The sequence below is a fragment of the Streptococcus sp. UMB0029 genome (assembly GCF_002871495.1).
GTDB lineage: Bacteria > Bacillota > Bacilli > Lactobacillales > Streptococcaceae > Streptococcus.
Genome location: NZ_PNGD01000014.1, coordinates 39,266 through 55,997, shown reverse-complemented (window position 1 = coordinate 55,997; position 16,732 = coordinate 39,266). Strand labels below are relative to the sequence as shown.

Below are 16,732 nucleotides of genomic sequence, written 5' to 3'. Positions count from 1 at the left end.
GATAAACAAAAAAAGAGGCTCACACCTCTTTTTCTTATTCCTTTTTATGATTTAATACTGCATTGAGGACAATGGCGAGGAGGCTGGCTACGACGATTCCGTTTGAGAAGAACATTTGGAAGGCTGTCGGCATGCTGACAAAGAGATTACTGTTGTTGAGTCCGACACCTGCAGCGATTGATACAGCTGCAATAAGGAAGTTGTGTTCATTGTTAGCAAAGTCAACACGAGCGAGAATTTGCATCCCTTGAATAGACACAAAACCAAACATCACCAGCATGGCACCACCGAGGACAGGACTCGGAATGATTTGGGCAAGGGCACCAAACTTAGGAAGGAGTCCAAGGAGAACCAGGAAACCAGCCGCGTAGTAGATTGGAAGACGAGTCTTGATACCTGACAATTTAACCAAACCAACGTTTTGTGAAAATCCTGTGTATGGGAAGGTGTTAAAGATTCCTCCGAGAAGTACGGCCAAACCTTCTGCACGGTAACCGTTGCGAAGGCGCGTGCTGTCGATTGGGTCTTTCGTGATATCAGACAAGGCTAGATAAACACCAGTCGATTCAACCATAGACACCGTTGCGATGATACACATCATGACAATAGATGAGATTTCAAAGGTTGGCATCCCAAAGTAGAGTGGAGTTGGGACATGGACAAGTGGTGCTGCCGCAACAGGAGAGAAATCAACCAAGCCCATGCTAGCAGCAATGGCAGTTCCAACAACTAGACCAATCAAAATGGAGATTGACTTGATAAATCCTTTGGTAAAGATGTTGATCAAGAGGATAATCAGAACAGTGATGGCTGCAAGTAAGAGACTTTGACCAGTTGGCTCTGGAACGTTATTTCCCATATTTCCAATAGCGACAGGAATCAAGGTCAAACCAATCGTGGTAATAACAGAGCCTGTTACGATAGATGGGAAGAGATTGGCTACTTTTGAGAAGATGCCTGAAACAAGAACCACGTAAATCCCTGATGCGATAAGGGCACCAAACATAGCACCACTACCATGGCTTTGACCAATCATAATCAAAGGAGCGACTGATTGGAAGGCAACTCCGAGAACGACTGGTAGTCCAATTCCAAAGTATTTGTTGAGTTGGAGTTGGAGGAAGGTTGCCACCCCACACATGAAGATATCTGTGGAAATCAGGTAGGTCAACTGCTCAGCTGAATAGCCAAGGGCTGTTGCAATCATGATGGGAACTAGGATAGAACCTGAATACATGGCAAGTAAGTGCTGCAAGCCAAGAACGGCTGCTTGCGAGTGTTTTTCTTGAGTTTGCATTAGAGATCTGCCTCCTTAAAAATAACTTGACCATTTTCAAAACGATCCAAACGAGCGAGTGATAGGACAGGATAACCTGCTTTTTCAAGCAAATCACGGCCATCTTGGAAAGATTTTTCAATCACAATACCGATAGCTTCGACTGTGGCACCAGCTTGTTCGATGATTTGAATCAAGCCTTTGGCAGCTTGGCCATTAGCAAGGAAATCGTCGATAATCAAGACCTTGTCCTCTGGTGAGAGGAATTTTCCAGCGATAGAAACGGTGCTGGTCACTTGCTTGGTAAAGGAGTAAACTTGGGCAGTTAAGATGCCTTCGTTCATAGTGATGTTCTTAGCTTTTTTGGCGAAAATCATGGGAACATTCAAGGCCTCAGCTGTAAAAATGGCTGGGGCAATACCCGACGCTTCAATGGTCACGACCTTGGTAATGCCAGTAGCAGCAAATTTTTCCGCAAAAACCTTACCAATCTCTCGCATCAAGCTAAAGTCAACTTGGTGGGTTAAAAAGGAATCCACCTTGAGAATGTTGTCACCCAAGATATGCCCATCCTTGAGAATGCGCTCTTCTAATAATTTCATAAGACCTCCTAAAGTCTAAAAGCCAATCCATTTGCTTGTTTCTGATCCTTAACCAGAAAAAACTAATAGAAAAAAGACCTACTTAATCTCTAAGCAAGTCCCCAAAATAGGCATGACAAAAAAGACCATCCCCTCAAGCTGACTTACTTATTGTTAGGTGTTCCGGCACCTTGTAGAAACGTCGTGCCAATTCACGACATAAACAAGTAAAACGATATTCAATTTTAAACAGGCTTGTACCAATGTTTTTATTTTACACAAAAAAACTTTAAAAATCAAATATTTTGTTAGTGTTTTTTATAAAAAAACGAACAAATAGAAGAAAAATGGACAAAAATTCGGTTATTGGCTAACATTTATACTCAATGAAAATCAAAGAGCAAACTAGGAAGCTAGCCGCAGGTTGCTCAAAACACTGTTTTGAGGTTGCATATGGAAGCTGACGTGGTTTGAAGAGATTTTCGAAGAGTATTAGAAGATTTTTTATCATAAAAGGCATATTATCAAGATTTTTCAAGATCTGATAATATGCCTTTTTCTGATTTGAAATATTTTTTGCTAAACCTTTATTATTCTACTCGCTAAATCTTAAAAAATAGCCATCTGGATCCAAAACTGCAAATTCATGTGGATAGATATAATGATCCCCAACACGAAACTTTCTTTTGGTTAAGGGAAGATAAATAGGATAGTCAGCTTCCAGCAGTTTTTGGTGGAGCTGAGGAACATCTGCAATGCCAAAGGAAATATTGACACCGCGCCCGAAAGGATAGGTCAGTTGAGCTAATTCTTCTGCGCTGCCTTCTTCTAGCATAAGTTGGCAGTCTTCAAGCGAGAGGAAGAGAAATTTCTCCTCTGGACGATCGTATTCGACAGAGAATCCTAGCAGGTCGCAGTAGAAGTGACGTGATTTTTCGATGTCAGATACTACAAATTCAGGAATGACAGCTTGATAGTCCATTCGTTTTCTCCTTAGAGTTCAATCTCCAAGACAATGGGTGTGTGGTCTTGACGAGCTCCTGAGTCAATCATGTCAGACTTGGTCACCTTGTCAGCGATGCGGTTACTTGTGAGCCAGTAGTCGATTCTCCAGCCTGTATTATTGATTTTAGAAGTCTTGCTGCGTTGTGCCCACCAAGTGTAGCGTTCTGGAACATCGCCATGAATATGGCGGAAGGTGTCGGTAAATCCAGTTGCCAAAAGGTTGGTAAATCCAGCACGTTCCTCGTCGGTAAATCCAGGTGAACGGCGGTTGCTAGCAGGATTTGCAAGGTCGATTTCATTGTGGGCCACATTGTAGTCACCGGTCGCAAGGACTGGTTTTTCTTTGTCTAGTTCAGCCAAGTACTCAGCATATTTGACATCCCAGACTTGGCGTTCTTCCAAGCGTTTGAGGCCATCGCCAGCGTTTGGGGTGTAAACTTGGGTCACGAAAAATTCATCAAATTCCAAGGTGATGATGCGGCCTTCCAAGTCCATGGTAGAAGGAGCACCGATTTCTGGAAAAGTGACAGTGGGTGTAAGTTCTTTCTTATAAAGGAACATGGTTCCAGCATAGCCTTTACGGGCAGGTTCTTGGGAAGAGCGCCAGGTGTTTTCGTAGCCTGGGAAGAGTTCTTCTAAAATTTCCAAGTGTTTCTTTGTAGGACCCTTGGCAGAAAGCTTTGTTTCTTGAATAGCGATAATATCAGCATTTTCAGCGACCAAGGTTTGTAGGACTTCTTGGGACAATTTGGCACGAGCTGAGTCGCTAGTGAGGGCTGCATTGAGGGAATCAATATTCCATGAGATAAGTTTCATAAAGTTACCTTTTTCATTCAGATTATAGATTTTATTATACCAAAAAAAGATCTATTTCCCCAACGTATGGTTTGAAAAATCACCCTTTAGATTTTATCCTAAGAAAATAAAAATTCCCTAAACTATTTTGAAAAAAATCTAAATAGTTCTTGTATTTAGAATGGAAAGGTGTATAATGTTATTTAGAAAAACATCTAAATAGAAAGTGAAGTTACATATATGTCAAATAAGAGAACAATCCTTCTTTTTGTGGTCTTGGCTTATGCCCTTGCTTGGATAATATGGTTGTCACTATGGCTAAGTGGTGTTGGTTTAAATTCTCCATGGAGTCAACTTGCTAGTATTGTAGCCATGTGGATGCCTGCACTTGCAGTCTTTCTCTTAGGGAAAATCACGAATCAACCTAGTGGAATCAAATCTAAATTAGTCGTGAATCTCAAGAGGAACTGGAGCTTTTACTTACTAGCTATCTGGTTACCAGCAGTTATCAGTTTTTTAGGAGCAGGACTTTATTTTCTTGTATTCCCTAGCAATTTCAGCCTTGGTTTTGAATCTATTCAAGCTATTTTACAAGAAAAAGGAGTCCTTCAATCACCGATTCCCTTATCTTTCTTGGCCTTGATTCAAATCCTATCTAGTTTGACCTACGCTCCTTTTCTTAATAGTTTCTTTGCATTGGGGGAGGAAATTGGTTGGCGTGGCTATCTTTACCCAGTGCTAAGAGGACGCTTTTCACTAGTCCAGACTCATGTCTTACTTGCTCTCATTTGGAGTCTATGGCATTTACCAATCAATTTGCAAGGATATAATTATGGCCTTACTTATTTTGCTTATCCCGTTTTGGGAGTTGTTGCTATGTTTCTATCTTGTTTTAGCCTAGGAATATTGTTGAGCTGGTTGTTGGAAAAGACAGGTTCTATCTGGGCTTCTGCCCTATTTCATGGGGCAATCAATGCAACTGCAGGTATTGGGTTACTCTTTCAATTACCAGGAGAAAAAGTTTCAAGCCTCTTGATTTTAGGGCCATCACCGACTGGAATGCTATCAGTTCTACCTTGCTTATTCCTAGCCCTACTAATATTACAAAGGGAAAGGAGTCATTATGAGTTTTGCAAATAGTTTTAAAGCCTTATCTCATCCAGTTAGGAGAGAGATTTTAAATTTACTCAAAGCAGGTAGATTATCTGCAGGAGAAATTGCCAGTCAATTTGAGTTGACTAGTGCAACTATTTCACACCATCTCACGATTTTGAAAGCAGCGGATTTGATTCATGAAATGAAAGAAAAAAACTTTATTTATTATGAGTTAAATACATCGGTTTTAGAGGATATAATGGTTTGGTTAGCAGATCTGAAAGGAGATCATTTTGATGAAGATAAAAATCAATAAGAAATTGGTATTATTTACGAGCATTCTCATCCTACTACCTTCCCTTGTAGGTTGTGTTTTCTGGAATCAATTACCAGAGGAGATACCCACTCATTTTAATCTACTGGGTCAAGCAGATGGCTACAATCATAAAATGTCTGCTATCTTTGGATTACCGACTCTCATGCTTTTGATGCATTGGTTGCTTCTATTTATAATGATTAAGGATCCTAAATCTAGCAATATCAGTTCAAAAATACAAGTTTTGATTTACTGGATTATTCCTTTTGTATCTTGTCTATTAATGATTTCTATCTTCGGAGAATCTTTGGGTTATTCCATGATGAGTGGGCTACTAGCTCAGATTTTTATGGGAGTCGTGATGATCGTAATTGGAAATTATCTACCAAAAACACACCTAAATTATATAATCGGTATTCGACTACCGTGGACTTTGGAGAATGATGAAAACTGGAGAAAAACGCATCGCCTAGCTGGAAAAATTTGGGTATTAGGAGGATTGTTATTGTTTCTAAATTCCTTTGTGCAACTGTATGTTTACTGGGTATTCTTCTTGACACTTTTCTTTGTAGTGATAATTCCTAGTGTCTATTCTTATCAATTATCAAAATCAGGATCTTGAAATAGCTACTGGAGTCATTAGTTTGAGAAGTTGGTCTGATATGTCTATTTCCCCAATGTATGGTTTGAAAAATTACCCTCTTTCATTTATAATGAAGAATGATTTTATGAAAAGGCGTGAAAATAAATGAAATTTTACTCATATGACTATGTACTTAGCCAAATCAGTCAGCAAAATGGCATCATGATTGGCTTTGGAATTGTGCTCCTAGCTATCACAGGATTTTTTGCTTTTAAGGCCTATCGTGATAAAAAGGGGACTAAGTTTCGGGAATTGGTCATGATTTTGGCCTTGACCTTAGTGGTCATGCTTTTGGTGACAATTTCAAAATACCAGACCAATCAAGCCTCTAACAACCAATTTCAAACCTCCCTTCATTTCATAGAGGTCATTTCCAAAGACTTGGGAGTGGATAAATCAGAAGTTTATGTCAATACTTCTGCAACCACTGATGGAGCGCTTGTCAAGGTAGGTCCAAATGTCTACCGCGCCATGAACGGGAGCCAACCAGACAAGTATCTTTTAGAGAAATTAGAATTGCATCAAACAGACGCTATTGAATTGGTGGAGGTAAACAAATGACACTCAACTATATGGAAATTTTAATCAAACTGGCCCTGGGACTCTTCTCGCTTGTTTTTGTTATCAATGTGACAGGAAAGGGGAACCTAGCACCTAACTCTGCGACAGACCAAATTCAGAACTATGTTCTTGGTGGTATCATCGGTGGGGTGATTTACAATAGTTCAATCAATATTCTGCAGTACGCAGTGATTTTGATGATGTGGACGATTTTGGTCTTGACCCTCAAATGGCTCAACAACAATGTTCGTTTTGTCAAACGCTTGATTGATGGGAAACCAACTCTCCTGATCAAAAATGGGCAGATTGACCCAGAAGCCTGTCGTTCAGTTGGCTTGTCTGCAGCGGATGTAGCCCTTAAACTTCGTAGCCAAGGGATTTTCCAGATGAAGCAAGTTAAACGAGCTGTGCAGGAGCAAAATGGTCAACTCATCGTGATCCAAATGGGAGATGAAAATCCTAAGTATCCAGTTGTGACCGACGGTGTCATTCAAGTAGACGTCTTGGAAACGATTGGTCGTAGCGAAGAGTGGCTACTTGATAATCTCAGCAAACAAGGACATGACAATGTTGCCAATATCTTTATCGCTGAGTATGACAAGGGTGCGGTCACAGTCGTAACCTATGAATAAGAAAAGCCTGGGGTCTTGTACTCTTCGAAAATCTCTTCAAACTGCGTCAACGTCGCCTTGCCGTATGTATATGTTACTGACTTCGTCAGTTCTATCTACAACCTCAAAGCAGTGCTTTGAGCAACCTGCGGCTAGTTTCCTAGTTTGCTCTTTGATTTTCATTGAGTATTGGCCTCAGGTTTCCATTTGCAATCAGAAAGGGATTTTATGTCCATTATTCAAAAACTTTGGTGGTTTTTCAAGTTAGAAAAACGCCGTTATCTAGTCGGAATTGTGGCCCTGGTCTTGGTTTCCGTCCTCAATCTTATTCCACCTATGGTTATGGGGCGAGTCATTGATGCCATCACATCGGGGCAATTAACCCAGCAGGACCTCCTTCTTGACCTATTTTACTTGCTTCTTGCTGCCTTTGGGATGTACTATCTGCGCTATGTTTGGCGGATGTATATCCTTGGGACTTCCTACCGTCTGGGACAGATTATGCGGTCTCGTTTGTTTGAGCATTTCACAAAAATGTCTCCAGCCTTTTATCAGACTTATCGGACGGGGGATCTGATGGCACATGCCACCAATGATATCAATGCCTTAACCCGTCTCGCAGGGGGAGGGGTTATGTCAGCGGTGGATGCCTCAATTACGGCTTTAGTGACCTTGCTGACCATGCTCTTTAGCATTTCGTGGCAAATGACCCTAGTTGCCATTTTACCCTTACCTTTCATGGCTTATGCGACCAGTCGTTTAGGTAGAAAGACACATAAGGCCTTTGGCGAATCGCAAGCCGCCTTTTCCGAACTCAATAACAAGGTACAGGAGTCCGTTTCAGGTATCAAAGTGACCAAGTCTTTCGGTTATCAGTCGGATGAGATCAAGTCCTTTCAGGCGGTTAATGAATTGACCTTCCAAAAGAACCTGCAAACCATGAAATACGATAGTCTCTTTGACCCCATGGTTCTCTTATTTGTTGGTTCATCCTATGTCTTAACCCTCTTAGTCGGATCTTTGATGGTTCAGGAAGGGCAGATTACAGTTGGGAATCTGGTCACCTTTATCAGCTATTTGGATATGCTAGTTTGGCCTCTTATGGCTATTGGTTTCCTCTTTAATATCACTCAGCGAGGCAAGGTTTCCTACCAGCGGATTGAGGAACTGTTGTATCAGAAATCACCTGTACAAGACCCTGAGTTTCCTTTAGATAGCATTGAAAACGGGCGCTTGCAGTACGCTATTGATAGTTTTGCATTTGAAAATGAGGAAACACTGACGGATATTCACTTTAGTCTGGAAAAAGGGCAAACATTGGGCTTGGTTGGGCAAACAGGCTCTGGGAAAACATCCTTGATCAAGCTCCTTTTGCGTGAATACGATGTGGTCAAGGGAGCCATTTATCTAAATGGTCACGATATTCGGGACTATCGTCTGACAGACCTTCGTAGTCTTATGGGCTATGTCCCCCAGGACCAGTTTCTCTTTGCGACCTCTATCTTAGACAATATTCGCTTTGGAAATCCTAACTTATCACTTTCAGCAGTCGAGGAAGTGACGAAGCTAGCTCAAGTTTACCAAGACATTCTAGCCATGCCTCAAGGCTTTGATACCTTGATTGGTGAAAAGGGAGTCAGTCTCTCAGGTGGTCAAAAGCAACGTCTGGCCATGAGTCGGGCCATGATTTTAGACCCAGATATTTTGATTTTAGATGATTCCTTGTCGGCCGTGGATGCCAAGACAGAGTATGCGATTATTGACAATCTTAAGGAGACGCGAAAGGACAAGACAACCATTATTACGGCTCATCGCCTGAGTGCGGTTGTCCATGCAGATCTGATCTTAGTCCTGCAAAACGGACAAATTATCGAACGGGGCACGCACGAAGACCTACTAGCCATGGATGGCTGGTATGCCCAAACCTACCAGTCTCAGCAGCTGGAAATGAAGGGAGAAGAAGATGCAGAATAAGAAAGAACAATGGGCTGTATTGAAGCGCTTGATGTCCTATCTCAAACCTTACGGCCTCCTGACCTTTTTGGCACTCAGTTTTCTCCTAGCGACGACGGTCATTAAAAGTGTCATTCCCCTTGTGGCTTCCCACTTTATAGACCAGTATCTCAGCAATCTCAATCAACTTGCCGTTACCGTTTTGCTGGTCTACTATGGCCTTTATATCCTACAAACTCTGGTCCAGTATGTCGGCAATCTTCTCTTTGCGCGCGTGTCCTACAGTATTGTTAGGGATATTCGTCGCGATGCCTTTGCCAATATGGAAAAGCTGGGTATGTCTTATTTTGACAAGACGCCAGCAGGCTCTATCGTCTCTCGTTTGACAAATGACACCGAGACTATTAGTGATATGTTTTCGGGGATTTTATCTAGCTTTATCTCAGCAGTTTTCATCTTTCTGACAACTCTTTATACCATGTTGGTGTTGGATTTTCGTTTGACAGCTTTGGTCTTGCTCTTTCTCCCCTTGATTTTCCTTTTGGTCAATCTCTATCGGAAAAAATCAGTGAAAATCATTGAGAAAACCAGAAGTCTCTTGTCAGATATCAATAGCAAGCTGGCTGAAAACATCGAGGGAATCAGAATAATCCAGGCCTTTAATCAAGAGAAGCGCCTACAGGCAGAATTTGATGAAATCAACCAAGAACACTTGGTCTATGCCAACCGTTCTGTAGCCTTGGATGCCCTCTTTTTGCGCCCTGCCATGAGTTTGCTTAAACTCCTAGGATATGCAGTTTTAATGGCCTATTTTGGCTACCGTGGACTTTATCTGGGAATAACAGCTGGAACCATGTATGCCTTTATCCAGTATATCAATCGTCTCTTTGACCCCTTGATTGAGGTGACGCAAAACTTTTCAACTCTGCAAACGTCTATGGTTTCTGCAGGTCGTGTCTTTGCTCTGATAGACGAGAGGACCTATGAACCTCTTCAAGAAAATGGGCAGGCTAAAGTCAAAGAAGGCAATATCCGTTTTGAACATGTATGTTTCTCTTATGATGGAAAACATCCGATTCTGGATGACATTTCTTTCTCTGTTAATAAGGGTGAAACCATTGCTTTTGTGGGTCATACAGGTTCTGGGAAATCTTCGATTATCAATGTCCTCATGCGCTTTTATGAATTCCAGTCAGGGAGAGTTCTCTTAGATGGTGTGGATATCAGGAACTACAGTCAGGAAGAGCTGAGAAAAAACATCGGCCTGGTCTTGCAGGAACCCTTCCTCTATCATGGAACAATCAAGTCCAATATCGCCGTGTACCAAGAGATAAGTGATGACCAGGTCCAGGCTGCAGCAGCATTCGTGGATGCAGATTCCTTTATTCAGGACCTTCCGCAGGGTTACAACTCCCCTGTTTCCGAGCGTGGCTCCAGTTTTTCAACTGGACAGCGCCAGCTTCTTGCCTTTGCTAGAACAGTCGCCAGTCAGCCTAAAATCCTGATCTTGGATGAAGCGACAGCCAATATTGACTCTGAAACAGAAAGTCTGGTTCAAGTTTCTCTGGCGAAGATGAGACAGGGGCGGACAACCATTGCCATTGCTCACCGCCTTTCTACAATCCAAGATGCCAACTGTATCTATGTTTTGGATAAGGGGCGCATTATCGAGAGTGGAACTCATGAGGAACTCTTGGCCTTGGGAGGAACCTATCACAAGATGTATAGCTTGCAGGCAGGGGCCATGTCCTAATACTCTTTGATTTTCATTGAGTCAAAGAAGGAAATCTTTCAAATTACAGATTTCTTTCACCGCCTTTTCCATTTTGTGGTATAATGAAAAATGTTGACAAATAGTATAATAAAAACAAAGGAGAAACAGCATGCTGAAATGGGAAGACTTGCCCGTGGAAATGAAATCAAGCGAGGTTGAGTCTTACTACCAGCTTGTCTCTAAAAGGAAGGGTTCGCTGATTTTCAAACGTTGCTTGGACTGGGTTCTAGCCTTGGTCTTACTAGTTCTGACCTCTCCCATCTTTCTCATTTTGAGCATTTGGATCAAGTTGGATAGCAAGGGGCCAGTGATTTACAAACAAGAGCGCGTGACCCAGTACAACCGTCGGTTCAAGATTTGGAAGTTCCGTACCATGGTGACGGATGCGGATAAAAAAGGAAGTCTGGTGACTTCTGCTAACGATAGCCGCATTACCAAGGTTGGCAATTTCATCCGCCGTGTCCGTTTAGACGAACTGCCTCAGTTGGTCAATGTCCTTAAAGGCGAGATGTCTTTTGTCGGTACACGACCTGAAGTGCCGCGCTACACAAAGCAGTATAGCCCTGAAATGATGGCGACCTTGCTCTTACCAGCAGGGATTACCTCTCCAGCCAGCATTCACTACAAGGATGAGGACACTATCATCAGTCAAATGACGGAGAAAGGTCTGTCAGTTGACCAGGCCTATGTCGAACATGTCCTTCCTGAAAAGATGCGCTATAACCTCGCCTATCTCCGAGAGTTTAGTTTCCTTGGAGACATCAAAATCATGTTTCAAACCGTGTTTGAAGTGCTAAAATAAAGTAGTCATGAGAAAATGAGTACAGATAAAAGGAGCAAATCAATGCCAAATTACAATATTCCATTTTCACCTCCCGATATTACAGAAGCAGAAATTGCTGAAGTAGCGGACACTCTGCGTTCTGGTTGGATTACAACTGGTCCTAAGACCAAAGAACTGGAGCGTCGCTTATCTCAATACACACAGACGCCTAAGACTGTCTGCCTCAACTCTGCGACTGCCGCTCTTGAGTTGATTTTGCGCGTCTTGGAAGTGGGACCTGGTGATGAAGTCATCGTTCCAGCCATGACCTATACAGCTTCATGTAGTGTCATTACGCACGTAGGAGCAACCCCTGTCATGGTGGATATCCAAGCAGATACCTTTGAAATGGACTATGACCTGCTGGAGCAAGCTATCACTGAAAAGACAAAGGTGATCATCCCAGTAGAACTTGCAGGGATTGTTTGCGACTATGACCGTTTGTTCCAAGTTGTGGAGAAGAAACGTGATCTCTTTACCGCTTCAAGCAAGTGGCAAAAAGCCTTTAACCGTATCGTGATTGTTTCTGATAGTGCTCATGCTTTGGGATCTACTTATAAAGGACAGCCAGCTGGTTCTATCGCTGACTTTACTTCCTTCTCATTCCACGCCGTTAAGAACTTTACAACGGCAGAAGGTGGAAGTGCCACTTGGAAAGCCAATCCAGCGATTGACGACGAAGAGATGTACAAGGAATTCCAAATTCTTTCCCTTCATGGTCAAACTAAGGATGCTCTTGCTAAGATGCAACTGGGTTCATGGGAATACGATATCGTCACACCAGCCTACAAGTGCAATATGACCGATATCATGGCGTCACTTGGTTTGATACAATTGGACCGTTACCCTGGTTTGCTAGAACGTCGTAAGGAGATCGTGGACCGCTATGATCGTGGTTTTGCAGGTTCTCGCATCCATCCTTTGGCACACAAGACTGAGACTGTCGAATCTTCACGTCACCTCTACATCACCCATGTAGAAGGTGCTAGCCTAGAGGACCGCAATCTTATCATCCAAGAATTGGCTAAAGCAGGAATTGCAAGTAACGTCCACTACAAACCGCTTCCGCTCTTGACAGCCTATAAGAACCTTGGCTTTGATATGGCGAATTATCCCAAGGCCTATGCCTTCTTTGAAAATGAAATTACGCTTCCACTTCATACTAAACTAAGCGATGAAGAAGTAGACTATATCATTGAGACTTTCAAAACAGTTTCTGAAAAAGTGCTAACTTTATCAAAAAAATCGTAAAAAAGTCTTGACAAAGAAAAAACAAAGTATTAAAATAAGTTCAACAAATCAGAAAAGTAACTATTTTTGATCTTCAGGGAGCCTGTGGTCATTGTGAACAGGTGGTTGGAAGTAGTGAAAGTGGGCTGATTTTAAAAATGAATTTGAAACAATGAAAATTCGGTGCGCACACCTTACAGTGCAACTTGTTGTTAGACAAGGCAGAGATGTAAAGGGATAGTCCCTTTATAATTGAGGTGGCACCGCGTTACCAACGCCCTCACATGGAAGTATATTCTGTGTGTGGGCTTTTTTCATATCTTGGAACCAATACAGAAAGAGGAAATTTTTATGACAACTAAAGGTTATTTTGGACAATTTGGTGGTAGTTTTGTACCGGAGCCGATTCAGGCTTTGTTGGATGAGTTGGAAGTGACATTTGACAAGTACAAGGATGATCCAGACTTTTTGGCAGAATTTCGTCATTACTTGAAGGACTATTCAGGTCGCGAAACACCGCTCTATTTTGCGGAAAGTTTGACAGATCACTTAGGTGGCGCTAAGATTTATCTCAAGCGTGAAGACCTTAACCACCTTGGTTCTCACAAGCTCAACAATGTTTTAGGACAAATTCTTTTGGCAAAACGCATGGGCAAAAAACGAGTAATCGCAGAAACAGGAGCTGGTCAGCACGGTGTTGCGACAGCAGCGGCTGCAGCCAAGTTTGGTATGGCCTGTGATGTCTACATGGGAGCAGAGGATGTGGAACGTCAACGTCTCAATGTTTTCCGCATGGAGATGATGGGAGCAACTGTTCACGCAGTTGAAACTGGGACTCGTACCCTTAAGGATGCAGTTGATGCAGCCTTTGGAGCATGGATGAATGACCTTGAAGCCTTCTACGTTTTGGGATCTGCTGTAGGCCCTCATCCTTATCCTACAATTGTTCATGAATTCCAAAAGATCATCAGTGAAGAATCTCGTCGTCAAATCTTAGAAAAAGAAGGACGATTGCCAGATTACGTCATTGCCTGTGTCGGTGGTGGTTCCAATGCTATTGGTTCTTTTTCACAGTATGTGGCTGATGAAGAAGTCAAATTGGTTGGAGTAGAAGCTGCTGGTCATGGACTTGACACAGACAAACACGCAGCTACTATGACAAAAGGTAGTATCGGAATTGTTGACGGTATGAAGACCTATGCAGTCTTTAAGGAAGACGGAGAGCTAGCTCCAGTTTACTCTATCTCAGCTGGATTGGACTATCCAGGGGTTGGCCCAGAACACGCCTACTTCAAGGATTCAGGTCGTGTGGAATATGTGGCTGCGACGGATGAAGAAGCTGTTCAGGCTCTCCTCCTTCTCAGCAAGACTGAAGGGATTATACCAGCCATTGAAAGCTCACACGCTATCGCAGAAGCAGTTAAACGCGCACCGAAACTAAGTAAAGACGACATTATCATCATCAATGTCTCTGGTCGTGGAGACAAGGACGTAGCTGCGATTGCAGACTACCTAGAAGCTAAAAAATAATAGATGGAAAAATTACAGTCCTTTCTCTCACAGAGAGCTTGTGGTTGCTGGAAACAAGCAGAGAAAACTGTAAGGTTGGGTCCATCTGAAATAAGAGAAGAAAACATAATTCTCAAGGGAGTGCCCTTTATCGCACAGCCTGTTACAGGAAGTGTCTGAGACAGGAATGAGAGATAGGAGAAATCCTATAATTGAGGTGGCACCGCGAATTTCGTCCTCACGCAAGTTATTTTGCGTGGGGATTTTTATATATTTATTATAGGTTCAGCTATTCAGTTTTAAATTATGCTTTATCACTAGATAAATTTCTATAAAATATTTGCGAACGAAGTGAGCATTAAACCGCTATTTCCCGCCATAGTGGTATTCTAGAGAAGCAAAGATGCTTCTCTAGAACGGAATTTTTGAGAGTAAAATAGTTCGGGGAACTATTTTAGCCTGAGCCTAGAAATGAATGAGCGAGGAGCTCAAAAATTAGGTCTTTCATTTCCTGGATTGCTAAAATCATCCACTGGATAATTTTACCTCCCATCCGCACTATTTAAGGGAAATAGAAAAAAATCATAAATTAAGACTAAAAGTCTACAAAGAAAAGAACTGAAAGGGAAAATACTATGGAACGAATCATTCATGGAGATGTCTTATCACCAATCTTAGCTTATATGCGCCTAAAGGGGCAACACAAGGTTATCTTAGAGAGTATTCCGAGAGACAAGGAAACAGCTCGTTTTTCTATCCTAGCCTATAATCCAGTTTTTGAGATTAAGTTTGAAAATGGAGTTCTTTATCAAAATGGGAAAGTGCTTGATCGAGATCCCTTGGATTTCCTTTATCAAGTGACTCATAAGAGCCAGCACAACTCAGATCTACCTTTTGGTGGTGGGGCAATTGGCTTTGTGGGTTACGATATGATTTCACTTTATGAAGAAATTGGTCAAATTCCAGAAGATACAATTGGAACGCCAGACATGCATTTCTTTGTCTATGAGAGTTACATGGTCTTTGACCACAAGAAGGAAAAAATCCATGTCATAGAGGATGCTCTTTACAGTGAGCGTAGTCAAGAAGATTTGGAAAAATCCTTGAACCAAGTGCTTGAGGAATTACACATTCCTGCTCCAAATGAATTTGAAGATTTGGATTTATCACCACTTGACTTCAAACCCCATATCGCTCCTCAGAAGTTTGAGGAAATGGTAGAAACAGCTCGTGACTTGATTCGAAATGGTGACATGTTCCAATGCGTGCTCAGTCAGCGCTTCTCAGCAGAAGTTACTGGAAATCCATTTGACTTTTACAGAAATCTCCGCGTGACCAACCCATCTAATTATCTCTATTTCTATGATTTTGGGGATTATCAAATCATCGGTGCCAGTCCAGAAAGTTTGGTTTCCGTCAAAAATGGCATCGTGACAACCAATCCGATTGCGGGTACACGACCAAGAGGAGCTACGGATGAAGAGGACAAGGCCTTAGCGACAGACCTGCTTTCTGATGAGAAGGAAACAGCAGAACATCGGATGTTGGTAGACTTGGGACGCAATGATATTGGTCGCATCTCTGAAACGGCAAGTGTCCAAGTTACCAAGTATATGGAAGTGGAGCTCTTCCGCTACGTCATGCATTTGACTAGTGTTGTCAAGGGGCGTTTGCTTCCAGAACTCACTGCTATGGATGCTTTAAAATCAACACTTCCTGCTGGAACAGTTTCAGGAGCACCAAAGATTCGAGCTATGAGACGTATCTATGAATTGGAAACAGAAAAACGGGGAGTATACGCAGGAGCAATCGGCTACTTGTCGGCGACAGGTGATATGGATTTCGCCATCGCTATCCGAACTATGATTCTCAAAAATCAAAGAGCCTATGTGCAGGCTGGGGCAGGGATTGTCTACGACTCTATCGCCCAAAACGAATACCAAGAAACCATTAACAAAGCTAAATCTATGACTAGAATTGGAGAACTAAGACCATGATTTTATTGATTGATAACTATGATTCTTTTACCTATAACTTGGCCCAATACATTGGGAATTTTGCAGAAGTACAGGTCTTGAGAAATGATGATCCCAAGCTGTATGAAGAAGCTGAAAAAGCAGATGGTCTGGTCTTTTCTCCTGGTCCTGGTTGGCCAGTTGATGCTGGTAAGATGGAAGATATGATTCGTGATTTTGCAGGCAAGAAACCAATTCTAGGGATTTGTTTGGGGCACCAAGCCATTGCAGAAGTCTTTGGTGGTAAGTTAGGTTTGGCGCCAAAAGTCATGCATGGGAAACAGAGCAATATCAGCTTTGAAGCGCCATCCGTTTTGTATCAAGGCATCGAGGATGGCCGTGCGGTCATGCGTTATCACAGTATTTTAATTGAAGAAATGCCAGAAGAGTTTGAAGTGACAGCTCGTTCGACTGATGATCAGGCCATTATGGGAATTCAACATAAAAACCTACCGATTTATGGCTTCCAATACCATCCAGAAAGTATCGGAACGCCAGATGGCTTGTCTTCTATTCGGAATTTTATCGAGAAGGTTGTAAAGTGA

17 protein-coding genes, 1 riboswitch and 2 other annotated features are annotated in these 16,732 nt (G+C 42.2%); of the genes, 12 read left to right on the top strand and 5 right to left on the bottom strand.

Going from position 1 to position 16,732, the window contains the following annotated elements; all coding sequences use genetic code 11:
• Positions 1-34: 34 nt before the first annotated feature.
• From CJ239_RS09730 to CJ239_RS09715, 4 genes are all read right to left on the bottom strand, one after another.
• Positions 35-1,297, bottom strand: a complete 1,263-nt coding sequence (locus CJ239_RS09730; RefSeq protein WP_102211414.1) for a nucleobase:cation symporter-2 family protein — start codon at positions 1,295-1,297, stop codon at positions 35-37.
• On the bottom strand, positions 1,297-1,878 hold the full coding sequence (locus tag CJ239_RS09725) for a xanthine phosphoribosyltransferase (protein ID WP_102211413.1): 582 nt from the start codon (positions 1,876-1,878) through the stop codon (positions 1,297-1,299). Before CJ239_RS09725 ends, CJ239_RS09730 begins: the two co-directional genes overlap by 1 nt.
• Before the next feature lie 130 nt (positions 1,879-2,008).
• Positions 2,009-2,104, bottom strand: a riboswitch (purine riboswitch).
• 348 nt (positions 2,105-2,452) lie between these two features.
• A complete protein-coding gene (locus CJ239_RS09720; protein ID WP_102211412.1) occupies positions 2,453-2,839 on the bottom strand; it encodes a VOC family protein in 387 nt (128 codons plus the stop codon).
• An 11-nt stretch (positions 2,840-2,850) separates the two neighbouring features.
• The gene (locus CJ239_RS09715; RefSeq protein ID WP_000767453.1) at positions 2,851-3,678 is read right to left on the bottom strand and encodes an exodeoxyribonuclease III; all 828 of its coding nucleotides are present in this window, start codon (positions 3,676-3,678) and stop codon (positions 2,851-2,853) included.
• Positions 3,679-3,897: 219 nt separating this feature from the next.
• Here CJ239_RS09715 and CJ239_RS09710 point away from each other — a divergent pair, with 219 nt between their 5' ends.
• The 5 genes from CJ239_RS09710 (at position 3,898) to CJ239_RS09690 (ending at position 6,904) form a co-directional block, all read left to right on the top strand.
• Entirely contained in the window at positions 3,898-4,797 is a 900-nt protein-coding gene (locus CJ239_RS09710; RefSeq protein WP_102211411.1) for a CPBP family intramembrane glutamic endopeptidase, read from the top strand.
• A complete protein-coding gene (locus CJ239_RS09705; protein ID WP_000006510.1) occupies positions 4,781-5,068 on the top strand; it encodes an autorepressor SdpR family transcription factor in 288 nt (95 codons plus the stop codon). Before CJ239_RS09710 ends, CJ239_RS09705 begins: the two co-directional genes overlap by 17 nt.
• Positions 5,049-5,690, top strand: coding sequence for an SdpI family protein (locus tag CJ239_RS09700; protein ID WP_102211410.1), 642 nt, complete (start codon positions 5,049-5,051; stop codon positions 5,688-5,690). Before CJ239_RS09705 ends, CJ239_RS09700 begins: the two co-directional genes overlap by 20 nt.
• Before the next feature lie 126 nt (positions 5,691-5,816).
• Complete coding sequence (locus CJ239_RS09695) at positions 5,817-6,272, top strand: DUF3290 family protein (protein WP_102211409.1); 456 nt, start codon at positions 5,817-5,819, stop codon at positions 6,270-6,272.
• Positions 6,269-6,904, top strand: coding sequence for a DUF421 domain-containing protein (locus tag CJ239_RS09690; RefSeq protein ID WP_102211408.1), 636 nt, complete (start codon positions 6,269-6,271; stop codon positions 6,902-6,904). Before CJ239_RS09695 ends, CJ239_RS09690 begins: the two co-directional genes overlap by 4 nt.
• A 36-nt stretch (positions 6,905-6,940) precedes the next feature.
• On the opposite strand, the gene CJ239_RS12285 is transcribed toward CJ239_RS09690, so the two are convergent.
• Complete coding sequence (locus tag CJ239_RS12285) at positions 6,941-7,066, bottom strand: hypothetical protein (RefSeq protein ID WP_257994531.1); 126 nt, start codon at positions 7,064-7,066, stop codon at positions 6,941-6,943.
• A 45-nt stretch (positions 7,067-7,111) separates the two neighbouring features.
• Between CJ239_RS12285 and CJ239_RS09685 the strand changes: the two genes are divergently transcribed.
• The 7 genes from CJ239_RS09685 (at position 7,112) to CJ239_RS09655 (ending at position 16,732) form a co-directional block, all read left to right on the top strand.
• A complete protein-coding gene (locus CJ239_RS09685) occupies positions 7,112-8,857 on the top strand; it encodes an ABC transporter ATP-binding protein (RefSeq protein WP_102211407.1) in 1,746 nt (581 codons plus the stop codon).
• Complete coding sequence (locus CJ239_RS09680) at positions 8,847-10,589, top strand: ABC transporter ATP-binding protein (protein WP_102211406.1); 1,743 nt, start codon at positions 8,847-8,849, stop codon at positions 10,587-10,589. The genes CJ239_RS09685 and CJ239_RS09680 overlap by 11 nt, the downstream gene beginning before the upstream one ends.
• 130 nt (positions 10,590-10,719) lie before the next feature.
• Positions 10,720-11,412: a sugar transferase gene (locus CJ239_RS09675; RefSeq protein ID WP_102211405.1), complete on the top strand. Its 693-nt coding sequence runs from the start codon at positions 10,720-10,722 to the stop codon at positions 11,410-11,412.
• A 42-nt stretch (positions 11,413-11,454) separates the two neighbouring features.
• Positions 11,455-12,684 (top strand): DegT/DnrJ/EryC1/StrS aminotransferase family protein, encoded by a 1,230-nt coding sequence (locus CJ239_RS09670; RefSeq protein WP_102211404.1) that lies wholly within the window; start codon positions 11,455-11,457, stop codon positions 12,682-12,684.
• Positions 12,685-12,718: 34 nt separating this feature from the next.
• Positions 12,719-12,948: a binding site (T-box leader), on the top strand.
• 66 nt (positions 12,949-13,014) lie between these two features.
• Positions 13,015-14,193, top strand: coding sequence for a tryptophan synthase subunit beta (trpB, locus tag CJ239_RS09665; protein ID WP_102211403.1), 1,179 nt, complete (start codon positions 13,015-13,017; stop codon positions 14,191-14,193).
• Positions 14,184-14,415 (top strand) — a binding site (T-box leader). Its footprint overlaps the gene before it by 10 nt.
• Before the next feature lie 392 nt (positions 14,416-14,807).
• On the top strand, positions 14,808-16,169 hold the full coding sequence (gene trpE / locus CJ239_RS09660) for an anthranilate synthase component I (RefSeq protein ID WP_102211402.1): 1,362 nt from the start codon (positions 14,808-14,810) through the stop codon (positions 16,167-16,169).
• A complete protein-coding gene (locus CJ239_RS09655; RefSeq protein WP_042900462.1) occupies positions 16,166-16,732 on the top strand; it encodes an aminodeoxychorismate/anthranilate synthase component II in 567 nt (188 codons plus the stop codon). Before trpE ends, CJ239_RS09655 begins: the two co-directional genes overlap by 4 nt.

Excerpts from the sequence above, each read along its gene's own strand:
- CJ239_RS12285 (WP_257994531.1), bottom strand. The coding sequence starts at position 7,066 with ATGAAAATCAAAGAGCAAACTAGGAAACTAGCCGCAGGTTGCTCAAAG.
- CJ239_RS09725 (WP_102211413.1), bottom strand. The coding sequence starts at position 1,878 with ATGAAATTATTAGAAGAGCGCATTCTCAAGGATGGGCATATCTTGGGT.
- CJ239_RS09710 (WP_102211411.1), top strand. The coding sequence starts at position 3,898 with ATGTCAAATAAGAGAACAATCCTTCTTTTTGTGGTCTTGGCTTATGCC.
- CJ239_RS09685 (WP_102211407.1), top strand. The coding sequence starts at position 7,112 with ATGTCCATTATTCAAAAACTTTGGTGGTTTTTCAAGTTAGAAAAACGC.
- CJ239_RS09690 (WP_102211408.1), top strand. The coding sequence starts at position 6,269 with ATGACACTCAACTATATGGAAATTTTAATCAAACTGGCCCTGGGACTC.
- CJ239_RS09730 (WP_102211414.1), bottom strand. The coding sequence starts at position 1,297 with ATGCAAACTCAAGAAAAACACTCGCAAGCAGCCGTTCTTGGCTTGCAG.
- CJ239_RS09695 (WP_102211409.1), top strand. The coding sequence starts at position 5,817 with ATGAAATTTTACTCATATGACTATGTACTTAGCCAAATCAGTCAGCAA.
- CJ239_RS09655 (WP_042900462.1), top strand. The coding sequence starts at position 16,166 with ATGATTTTATTGATTGATAACTATGATTCTTTTACCTATAACTTGGCC.
- CJ239_RS09705 (WP_000006510.1), top strand. The coding sequence starts at position 4,781 with ATGAGTTTTGCAAATAGTTTTAAAGCCTTATCTCATCCAGTTAGGAGA.
- CJ239_RS09680 (WP_102211406.1), top strand. The coding sequence starts at position 8,847 with ATGCAGAATAAGAAAGAACAATGGGCTGTATTGAAGCGCTTGATGTCC.
- CJ239_RS09720 (WP_102211412.1), bottom strand. The coding sequence starts at position 2,839 with ATGGACTATCAAGCTGTCATTCCTGAATTTGTAGTATCTGACATCGAA.
- trpB (WP_102211403.1), top strand. The coding sequence starts at position 13,015 with ATGACAACTAAAGGTTATTTTGGACAATTTGGTGGTAGTTTTGTACCG.
- trpE (WP_102211402.1), top strand. The coding sequence starts at position 14,808 with ATGGAACGAATCATTCATGGAGATGTCTTATCACCAATCTTAGCTTAT.
- CJ239_RS09670 (WP_102211404.1), top strand. The coding sequence starts at position 11,455 with ATGCCAAATTACAATATTCCATTTTCACCTCCCGATATTACAGAAGCA.
- CJ239_RS09715 (WP_000767453.1), bottom strand. The coding sequence starts at position 3,678 with ATGAAACTTATCTCATGGAATATTGATTCCCTCAATGCAGCCCTCACT.
- CJ239_RS09675 (WP_102211405.1), top strand. The coding sequence starts at position 10,720 with ATGCTGAAATGGGAAGACTTGCCCGTGGAAATGAAATCAAGCGAGGTT.
- CJ239_RS09700 (WP_102211410.1), top strand. The coding sequence starts at position 5,049 with ATGAAGATAAAAATCAATAAGAAATTGGTATTATTTACGAGCATTCTC.